Source organism: Actinotalea sp. JY-7885, from assembly GCF_014525465.1.
Classification (GTDB): Bacteria; Actinomycetota; Actinomycetes; order Actinomycetales; family Cellulomonadaceae; genus Actinotalea.
Genome location: NZ_JACEXH010000124.1, coordinates 1 through 10242, shown reverse-complemented (window position 1 = coordinate 10242; position 10242 = coordinate 1). Strand labels below are relative to the sequence as shown.

At 73.6% G+C, this 10242-nt stretch carries 8 protein-coding genes; 2 read left to right on the top strand and 6 right to left on the bottom strand.

The genetic code is table 11. The features are described 5' to 3' along the window. The 6 genes from IDM29_RS11670 to IDM29_RS11645 all read right to left on the bottom strand — a co-directional run. On the bottom strand, nt 1-895 hold an 895-nt coding region (locus tag IDM29_RS11670), incomplete at its 3' end, for a glycosyltransferase (RefSeq protein ID WP_188037555.1). Between the two features lie 43 nt (nt 896-938). After that, nucleotides 939-2033: a beta-propeller fold lactonase family protein gene (locus IDM29_RS11665; protein WP_182113039.1), complete on the bottom strand. Its 1095-nt coding sequence runs from the start codon at nt 2031-2033 to the stop codon at nt 939-941. Nucleotides 2034-2052: 19 nt separating this feature from the next. Next, nucleotides 2053-3225, bottom strand: coding sequence for a multiple monosaccharide ABC transporter permease (gene mmsB, locus IDM29_RS11660; protein ID WP_182113038.1), 1173 nt, complete (start codon nt 3223-3225; stop codon nt 2053-2055). Continuing rightward, entirely contained in the window at nt 3222-4769 is a 1548-nt protein-coding gene (gene mmsA / locus IDM29_RS11655) for a multiple monosaccharide ABC transporter ATP-binding protein (protein ID WP_182113037.1), read from the bottom strand. The genes mmsB and mmsA overlap by 4 nt, the downstream gene beginning before the upstream one ends. A gap of 96 nt (nt 4770-4865) precedes the next feature. Further along, nucleotides 4866-6005, bottom strand: a complete 1140-nt coding sequence (gene chvE / locus IDM29_RS11650) for a multiple monosaccharide ABC transporter substrate-binding protein (RefSeq protein WP_182113036.1) — start codon at nt 6003-6005, stop codon at nt 4866-4868. 254 nt (nt 6006-6259) lie between these two features. Continuing rightward, on the bottom strand, nt 6260-7537 hold the full coding sequence (locus IDM29_RS11645; protein WP_182113035.1) for an ROK family transcriptional regulator: 1278 nt from the start codon (nt 7535-7537) through the stop codon (nt 6260-6262). A gap of 90 nt (nt 7538-7627) precedes the next feature. Here IDM29_RS11645 and xylA point away from each other — a divergent pair, with 90 nt between their 5' ends. Beyond that, nucleotides 7628-8815: a xylose isomerase gene (gene xylA / locus IDM29_RS11640; protein ID WP_182113034.1), complete on the top strand. Its 1188-nt coding sequence runs from the start codon at nt 7628-7630 to the stop codon at nt 8813-8815. Nucleotides 8816-8909: 94 nt separating this feature from the next. Further along, nucleotides 8910-10242 (top strand): xylulokinase (gene xylB / locus IDM29_RS11635; protein ID WP_188037554.1); only part of this gene is annotated, 1333 nt, incomplete at its 3' end.

Below are 10242 nucleotides of genomic sequence, written 5' to 3'. Positions count from 1 at the left end.
GGCGCAGCACCACGCGGTCCGCGACGCCGAGGCGGGCGGCCAGCTCGCGCAGGTCGTGGACCGCGCGCCGCGCGCCGCTCGCGCCGCCCAGCACCACGAGCAGGGGCACGGGCAGGCCGCGCTCGCGCAGCTGCGCGAGGGCACCGACGAGGACATCGGGGGCCTTGAGCGGCTGGACCCGACCGGCGAACAGCACCACCTGCTCGCCGGTGGGCAGCCCGACCTCGCGGCGCGAGCGCGTGCGCGGGTCCTCACCGGCGCGCTCGTCGGGGCCGAAGAGCGCGAGGTCCACGCCCGGCGCGACGACGTGGACGACGTCGGGGTCCGCACCGTAGAGCTCGACCAGGTCGCCGGCCTCCTCGGCGGTGCTCGCGACCAGCGCGTCCGCGGCGGCCACGACCTGCTCCTCGCCGATGACGCGACCGGCCGGCTCCGGCACGTCCCCGGGCGCGAGCGCGGCGTTCTTGACCTTGGCGAGCGTGTGCATCGTGTGGACCAGGGGCACGTCCCAGCGGTCGGCGGCCAGCCAGCCGACGTGGCCCGAGAGCCAGTAGTGCGAGTGGACGACGTCGTACCACCCGGCCGCGCGCGCGGCCTCGGTGCGCAGCACGCCCGCGGTGAAGGCGCACAGCTGCCCGGGCAGGTCGGCCTTGTCCAGGCCCTCGAAGGGACCCGCGGGGACGTGGCGGACCAGGACGCCCTCGTCGAGGGGCACCGCGTCCGGCTGGGACGAGGCCGTGGCGCGCGTGAAGATCTCGACCTGTGCGCCGCGGCGTGCGAGCGCACGGGCGAGGTCGGTGACGTAGACGTTCATCCCGCCCGCGTCACCCGTCCCCGGCTGGTCGAGCGGCGAGGTGTGGACCGACAGCATCGCGACGCGCGGATCCGACCTCATGGGTCAATGATCCCGCGTCCGCGCGGTGCTCGCGTCCCGGCGCTCAGCCCGGCAGCACGCAGGCGGGGTGGGGGACGTCGACGGACCCGGCGACCGGGCCCGGCGCGGCCCCGTCCCACGCCAGCGCGGTCACCCGGGCGGAGCCCTGCGCGGCCACCACGGCCCACCCGTCGACGAGCGCGAAGTGACGCGGCCACGCGCCGCCCACGGCCACGTCGCCCAGGTGCTCGAGCAGGCCGTCCGGGCCCACGGCGAAGGTCGCGAGCACGTCCGCGCCGCGCACGCTGACGACGACCCGGTCGCCGTCGACCACGACGTGGGCGGGGTACAGGGCGTCGCCGGTCACCGGCGGGCTCGCGCACGCCGGGACCGCCTGCAGCTCCCGCGCGGCGCCGGACGCGGCGTCCCAGGCCAGGACGTGCACCGTGGCGCTCAGCTCCCCCGCGACGTAGAGCCGGCACGGCCCGTCCGCCGACGCCACCACGGCCACGTGCCGCGGTCCGGTCCCGGGGGCGAAGCGGTGGGCGACGCCGTCCTCGACGAGCGAGCCGTCGTCGCGCACGCGGAAGCGCCGGAGCTCGTCGGTGCCGAGGTCCGCCACGAGCAGGCGGCCGCCGGGGACGAGCACGGCGGAGTGGGCGTGCGGCCCCTCCTGCCGGTCGGCGCGCGGCCCCGAGCCCCGGTGCGGAAAGCTCTGGGCGGGGAGGCCGCCGGCGACCACCTCGGCGGTGAAACCGCCGTCGGCCGCGAGCGGCACGACGACGAGGTCGCCGGTCGCGTAGTTCGTCGCGTAGAGCGCGCGGCCCTGCGGGTCGACCAGGAGGTGGCACGGCCACCCGCCGCCGCTGCCGATGCGGTGGCGCTCGGTGAGCGCCCCGTCGGGACCGACCGCGAACGCGGTGAGCGACCCGTCGGCCTGCTCGGCGGCTGCGTAGAGCGTGCGGCCGTCGGGCGCGAGCGCGAGGAACGCCGGGGTGGGGGTCGCGGCGGCGAGACGGGCCTCGAGCGCCCCGGTGCCGGGGTCGAGCCGGGCGTGCCAGATGCCCTCGCCCGTGCCCGCGCGGCCACCGGGACCGTCGGCGGGGTAGCCGCCGAGCCAGAGCCGGGAGGGGTCGGGGACGAGGGCTGGTGCGCTCACGGCGCGAGCCTAGCGACGGTCAGCGTCCACCCGCCCGGCGCTTGTTCAGGAGGTCGAACGCCACGGCCAGGAGCAGGACCAACCCCTTGATGGCCTGCTGCCACGCCGCGTCGACGCTCATGATCGACAGGCCCATGTTGAGGACACCCATGATCAGCGCGCCGACGATCGCGCCGGAGACGCGCCCGATGCCGCCGGTGACGGCGGCGCCGCCGATGAAGCACGCCGCGATCGCGTCGAGCTCGTAGTTGCCGCCCGCGCTCGCGAGTGCGGCGCCGCCGCGCGACGTCGTCACGACGCCCGCGAGCCCGGCGAGCGTGCCGATGTTGACGAAGATCCAGAAGTTGACCTTGCGGGTGTCGATGCCGGACAGGATCGCGGCGTGCAGGTTGCCGCCGATGGCGTACACGTGCCGGCCGAAGACCGTCCGGCTCATGAGGAACGTGTAGACGATGATCAGGAAGCCCACGATGAGCAGCACGATCGGCGTGCCTCCCGTGCTGCCGGCGAGCACCCAGGCCAGCCCGCCGATGACAGCCGAGAAGAGCACGAGCTTGCCGATGAAGGCGCCCCGCGGTTCGACCTGGAGGTCGTACCGGACGAGGTTGGCGCGCGCGCGCACCTGGCTCACGACGAGCGCGGCGATCGCGACGGCGCCCAGGGTCAGCGTGACCACGTCGCGGTTGAGCACGTAGCCGAGCTCGTTCGGCACGTACCCGTTGGCGATCTGCACGAACGGCGCCGGGAACCCGGCCAGCGTCACGCCGATGAGCACGATGGCCAGGCCACGGAAGATGAGCATGCCCGCGAGGGTCACGATGAACGCGGGGATGCCGACGTACGCGACCCAGAACCCCTGCCACGCGCCGACGAGCGCGCCGACCACGAGGCCGATGAGCACCGCGACCCACCACGGCAGGCCGGCCTGGTTCATCGCGAGCGCCACGACGCCGCCGACGAACGCGACCACGGACCCGACCGACAGGTCGATGTGCCCGGCGATGATGACGATCACCATGCCGATCGCGAGGATCATGACGTAGGCGTTCTGCCCCACCAGGCTCGCGACGTTGTTGGGCAGCAGGAGCTTCCCGTCGGTCAGCACCTGGAACAGGAGCACGATCACGATGAGCGCGCCGACGATCCCGTACTGCCGGACGTCCCCGCCCAGGCTGCGCCGCAGGGTGCTCACCGGGCCACCTCCCTCTCCATGGTCATGTAGCGCATGAGCGTCTCCTGGGTGGCGTCCTCGCGGGACACCTCACCGGTGATCCGGCCCTGGCTCAGCGCGTAGATGCGGTCGCACGTGCCCAGCAGCTCGGGCAGCTCCGACGAGATGACGATCACGGCCTTCCCCGCCTCCGCGAGCCGGTTGATGATGGTGTAGATCTCGTACTTCGCCCCGACGTCGATGCCCCGCGTGGGCTCGTCGAGGATCAGGACGTCCGGGTCGGTGAAGATCCACTTGCTCAGGACGACCTTCTGCTGGTTCCCGCCCGACAGGGTGCCGGTGACGACGTCGACCGACGGCGCCTTGATGTTCAGGTCGGTGCGGAAGCGGCCCGCGACGCGGGTCTCGCCGCTCGCGTCCATCACGCCCCAGCGCGAGACCTTGCCCAGCGCGGAGGCGGTGATGTTGCGCTTGATGTCGTCGATGAGGTTCAGGCCGTAGCGCTTGCGGTCCTCGGACACGTAGGCGATGCCCGCCCGGATCGCGTCGCCGACCTTGGCGAGGTGCAGCTCGCGGCCGTCCTTGACGAGGCGACCCGAGATCCGGCTGCCGTACGACCGCCCGAACACGCTCATCGCGAGCTCGGTGCGCCCCGCCCCCATCAGGCCGGCGATCCCGACGACCTCGCCGCGCCGCACGAACAGGCTCGCGTGGTCGACGACGACGCGCTCCTGCTGGACGGGGTGGTGGACCGTCCAGTCCTCGATGCGCAGCGCCTCCTCGCCGATCGTGGCCGCGCGCTCCGGGAACCGGTGGTCGAGGGAGCGGCCCACCATGCCGCGGATGATGCGCTCCTCGCTCACCGGCTCGTCGCCGTGCATGTCGAGGGTCTCGATCACCCGGCCGTCGCGGATCACCGTCGTGGAGTCCGCGATCGCAGCGATCTCGTTGAGCTTGTGGCTGATCATGATGCAGGTGATGCCGTGCTCCCGCAGGCTCCGGAGCAGGGCGAGCAGGTGGGCGCTGTCCTCGTCGTTGAGCGCGGCCGTCGGCTCGTCGAGGATCAGGAGCCGCACGCGCTTGGAGAGGGCCTTGGCGATCTCGACGAGCTGCTGCTTGCCGACCCCGAGGTCCACGATCTTGGTGTCGGCGTGCTCGTGCAGCCCGACGCGCTCCAGCAGCCTCGCGGCCTCGACGTTCGTCCGCGTCCAGTCGATGACGCCGCGGCTGGCCTGCTCGTTGCCGAGGAAGATGTTCTCGGCGATCGACAGGTACGGGCTCAGCGCGAGCTCCTGGTGGATGATCACGATGCCGCGCTCCTCGCTGTCGCGGATCGTGCGGAACGCGCAGGGCTCGCCCTCGAACAGGATGGCGCCCTCGTAGGAGCCCACGGGGTAGACCCCCGAGAGCACCTTCATGAGCGTGGACTTGCCCGCACCGTTCTCGCCGCAGATGGCGTGGACCTCGCCGCGGCGGACCGTGAGCGAGACGTCCTGCAGCGCGATGACGCCCGGGAACCGCTTCGTGATGTCCCGCATCTCGAGGATCGTCTCGTCGCTCGACATGTCAGCTCGCATCTCTGTCGTGTGGCGTGCGTCGGGGGATGCCGGAGGACGGCCGGTGACGGCCCGCCCGGTACCGACCGGGCGGGCCGTCGCCCGTCAGAGGCCGAGCTGGTCGGCCGTGAAGTAGCCCGAGCCGACGAGGTGCTCCTCGATCGTCTCCGGCACGACGACCTGCGGCGGCAGCAGGAACGTCGGCACGACCTTCACGCCGTTGTCGTAGGTCTCCTCGTCGTTGACCTCGACGTCCTCACCGGCCTGGATCTGGTCGACCATCGTGGCGACCTGCTCGGCGAGCGTGCGGGTGTCCTTCCAGACCGTCATGGCCTGCTTGCCCGCGATCATGTTCTTGACGTTGGCCTCGTCCGCGTCCTGGCCCGTGATGATCGGGTACTCGTCGCCGGGCACGTAGCCCTGGCCCTCGAGCGCCTGCGCGATGCCGAGCGCCAGCGAGTCGTTCGGCGAGAGCACGACGTCGACCTTCTCGCCGCCCGCGTAGAACGAGTTGAGGCGGTTCTCCATCTCGGCCTGCGCGTCGTCCGAGCCCCAGCCGAGGATGCCGATGCTCGTCCACTCCTCGTTGCTCGCGGGCGACTTGCCCGACGGCACCACGAGCTGACCCGACTCGACGTACGGCAGCAGGACGTCCCACGCGCCGCTGAAGAAGAACTTCGCGTTGTTGTCGTCCGGCGAGCCGGCGAAGGGCTCGAGGTTGAACGGCCCGGCGCCGTCGGCGAGGCCGAGCTGCTCCTCGATGAAGGTCCCCTGCTCCTGGCCGACCTGGTAGTTGTCGAAGGTGGCGTAGTAGTCGACGTCCTCGGTGTCGTTGATGAGCCGGTCGTACGCGATGACGGTGATGTCCTTGCTCGCGGCGTCCGCGAGCACCGGCCCCAGGGCCGTGCCGTCGATCGACGCGACGACGAGGACCTCCGCGCCACCGTTGACCATGTTCTGGATCTGGGTGATCTGCTGGTCGACCTTGTTGTCGGCGTACTGCAGGCTCGTCTCGTACCCGGCCTCCTGCAGGAGCGCCTCGAGGTTCGCGCCGTCCTTGTTCCAGCGCTCGAGGCTGCGGGTGGGCATCGCGATGCCGATCATCCCGCCCTCCTCCGCGGCGCCCTCCGTGCCGCCCGTGGGGTCCGTCTCGGGCGTGCGCTCGGTGCTGCACGCGGCGAGCCCGCCGACGAGCAGCGCGGCCCCCGCGAGGGCCGCCACGGCCCTGGTCCTTCGGATCGACATCGTCGTCACCCTTCGTCGGTCGCCCGCGCCGGTGGTCCCGGCGCCCCGCGGGGCGGGCGTCTCGCGCCGGCGGGCATGGATCGCGCCGTCCGTCGGCGGGCCTCGTCGCCCTTTTGTTGTCTCGCTGAACTAACCCCGCGCTTGGCTTAACGTAGTAAACCCAATCGAGTCGGACAAGGCCCGGTTCGTCCCGGTCGGGTCACGATTGGGTCTCGGCGCGCATGCGGAACCCCGGTCCCGTGCACGCGACGTGCTCAGGCCTCGGCGAGGGCCGGTGCCTCGTCGCCGGCCCAGCCGGCCGGGTCGTCCACGAGCGCCTGGAGCACCGCGAGGGCACCGCCCGTCATCGCCGGGAACCGCCCGGCCTGCGCCACGCCGACCTCGACGCTCGACCACTCGGCGGAGATCACGCGGCGCCGCAGCTGCTCGGTCACCGCGTCGGCGACGAACGGCGCCAGCTCGGCGTAGATGCCGCCGAGCACCACGTGGTCCACGTCGACCACGTTGACCACGTTGGCCAGCGCGACCCCGAGCGCCGACCCGGCGACGCGCAGGGCGTCGACCGCGGCCGGCTCGCCGGCCCGGGCCACCGCGACCAGCCGCGCCAGCGGCTCCGACCGGTCGAGGCCGGCGCGCCGCAGGATGGCGTCCTGCCCCGCGTAGCTCTCGAGCGAGCCGCCCTCGTCGAAGCCCCCGGCCGTCCCCAGCACCGTGTGGCCGATCTCGCCGCTCCAGCCGTGGCGCCCGCCGAAGATCTGCCCGTCGAGCACGATCGCGCTACCGACGCCCACCTCGCCGGAGACGTAGACAAAGCTCGACGGGCCCGTGAGGCGCCGGGCGCGCGCCTCCGCGCCCGCGGCGAGGTTCGCCTCGTTGGCCAGCCGGGGCGGCAGGCCCGCGAGCACGGGGTGCTGCGTGAGGAGCCCGACGACGTCGACGTCGCGCCACCCGAGGTTGGGCGCGGTGCGCAGGGGGCCGGTGACGTCGTCGACCAGGCCGGGCAGCGCGAGCGCCGCACCCGCGAGCGCGACGCCGGCGGCCGAGAGCCGGGCGACGACGCCACCGGTAAGGCCCGCCAGGCGGTCCAGCACGACCTGGGGGACGCTCCCCCGGAAGTCGCCCTCCTCGACGTGCTCCGCGACGACGTCGCCGGCCAGGTCGACCGCCCGCACGCCGAGGTAGTCGACGTTGACCTCCATGCCGACCGCGGCGACGGTCCCGCGCGCGGGGACGAGCGGCACGGCCGGTCGGCCCGCGCGCTGCGCGGCCACGGGCTCGAGCTCGGCGACGAGGTCGAGGGCGAGCAGCCGGTCGACCAGGGCCGAGACCGTCGCGCGGGTCAGGCCCGTGGCCCCGGCGATGTCCGCGCGCGAGACCGGCGCGGGCGCGTCCAGGACGTGGCGCAACGCCACCCCGAGGTTGTGCTGGCGCAGGCTGTGCTGGCGGGCCACCGCGTGGCGACCGGCGCGCGCACGCAACGCCGGCGCGCCGGCACGCGGGCCGGCTCCTGGGGGCCCTGCCCGCTCCGTCATGCCTTGACCCTACCGAGGATCCGGGGATATGTTCATCCGGACAACAAATCGGGGCCCCGCCCCGCCCCGCTCTCATCGAGGAGACGCCAGATGGTCCGCAAGCCCACGCCCGAGGACAGGTTCTCGTTCGGTCTGTGGACCGTCGGATGGGCCGCCCGCGACCAGTTCGGCGACGCCACGCGCCCCGACCTCGACCCGGTCGAGTCGGTCCACCGCCTGGCGGAGCTCGGCGCGTCGTTCGTGACCTTCCACGACGACGACGTCGTGCCGTTCGGCTCGGACGACGCCGACCGCACCCGCATCCTCGACCGCTTCCGCGGCGCGCTGGACGAGACCGGCATCAAGGTCGAGATGGTCACGACCAACACGTTCTCGCACCCGATCTTCAAGGACGGCGCGTTCACGTCGAACGACCGCCGCGTGCGCCGCTTCGCGCTGCGCAAGATCCTGCGCAACGTCGACCTCGCCGCCGAGCTCGGCGCCGACACCTTCGTCATGTGGGGCGGGCGCGAGGGCGCCGAGTACGACGCCGCCAAGGACCTCTTCGCCGCGCACCAGCGCTACGCCGAGGGCATCGACACCGTCGCGGGCTACATCAAGGACAAGGGCTACGGCCTGCGCATCGCGCTGGAGCCGAAGCCGAACGAGCCGCGCGGCGACATCCTCCTGCCCACGATCGGGCACGCGCTCGGCCTCATCTCGACGCTCGACAACGGCGACATCGTCGGCCTGAACCCCGAGGTCGGGCACGAGCAGATGGCGGGCCTGAACTTCACCACGGGCATCGCGCAGGCGCTGTGGCAGGGCAAGCTCTTCCACATCGACCTCAACGGCCAGCGCTCGATCAAGTACGACCAGGACCTCGTCTTCGGCCACGGCGACCTGTTCTCCGCGTTCGCGACGGTGGACCTGCTCGAGAACGGCTTCCCGAGCGGCGGCCCGCGGTACGAGGGCCCGATCCACTTCGACTACAAGCCCTCGCGCACCGAGAACATGCAGGGCGTCTGGGACTCGGCCGCCGCCAACATGGCGACCTACATCCTGCTCAAGGAGCGTGCGCTGGCCTTCCGCGCCGACCCCGAGGTGCAGGAGGCGCTCGAGGCGTCCGGCGTGTTCGACCTCGCCACGCCCACGCTCGACGAGGGTGAGACGCTCGAGGCGTTCCTCGCGGACCGCTCGGCGTTCGAGGACGTGAACACCGACGAGCTCGGCGAGCGCGGCTACCACTTCGTCCGCCTCAACCAGCTGGCCCTCGAGCACGCGCTCGGCGCCCGCTGACCCACTGATCGACCGGCAGGCCCCGGAGACCCGCACGCGAGGTCTCCGGGGCCTGCCGCATGAACCCCCGCCGCACCAACCCGAGGAGAACGCGATGGCGCTCGTCGCCGGGGTGGACTCGTCCACCCAGTCCTGCAAGGTCGTCATCCGGGACGCGGAGACGGGCGCACTCGTGCGCACGGGCCGCGCCTCCCACCCCGACGGCACCGAGGTCGACCCCCGCCACTGGTGGGACGCCCTGCAGACCGCCCTGGCCGCGGCCGGTGGCCTGGACGACGTCGCCGCGCTGTCCGTCGGCGGGCAGCAGCACGGCATGGTCGCGCTCGACGCGGACGGCGAGGTCGTCCGCGACGCGCTGCTGTGGAACGACACCCGGTCGGCGCAGGCCGCCCTCGACCTCATCGCCGAGCTGGGCGCCTCCCCCGCCGAGGACACGCCCTCGAACGGCGGCGAGCGCGCGTGGGCCGAGGCGATCGGGTCCGTGCCCGTCGCGTCGTTCACCGTGACCAAGCTGCGCTGGCTGCGCGACGCCGAGCCCGAGAACGCGGCCCGCGTCGCCGCCGTCGCGCTCCCCCACGACTGGCTGACCTGGCGCCTGGCGGGCCACGGCCCGGGCACGGGCGGCCTCGACGCGCTGACGACCGACCGCTCCGACGCCTCGGGGACCGGCTACTGGTCGCCCATCACCGACGACTACCGGCGCGACCTGCTGATGCTCGCGCTCGGCCACGACGCCGTGCTGCCGCGCGTCGTCGGTCCGGCCGAGGTGGCGGCCACGGTCGCCCGGGGCGGCGGTGCCCCGCTCCTGCTCGGCCCCGGCGCCGGCGACAACGCGGCGGCGGCCCTCGGCCTGGGGATGGGCCCGGGCGACGTCGCGATCTCGATCGGGACGTCCGGCGTGGTCTCCGCGATCTCGGGCGCGCCCACGGCCGACGCGTCCGGCCTGGTGACCGGCTTCGCCGACGCCACCGGCGCCTTCCTGCCGCTCGCGTGCACCCTCAACGCCTCGCGCGTGCTCGACGCCGCCGCGCGCATGCTCGGCGTGGACCACGCCGGGCTCAGCGCGCTCGCGCTGTCCGCGCCCGCGGGCGCCGACGGCCTCGTGCTCGTGCCCTACCTCGAGGGCGAGCGCACGCCGAACCGTCCCGACGCGACCGGCGCGCTGCACGGCATGCGGCTGGCCAACACCACCCCGGCGCACCTCGCGCGCGCCGCCGTGGAGGGCATGCTGTGCGCGCTCGCCGACGGGCTCGACGCGCTGCGCGCCCAGGGCGTGCCGGTCCAGCGCGTCCAGCTCATCGGCGGCGGCGCGCAGTCGGAGGCCGTGCGCCGCATCGCCCCGGCCGTGCTCGGGCTCGACGTCACCGTGCCGCAGCCGGGCGAGTACGTGGCCGACGGCGCCGCCCGCCAGGCGGCCTGGGTCCTCG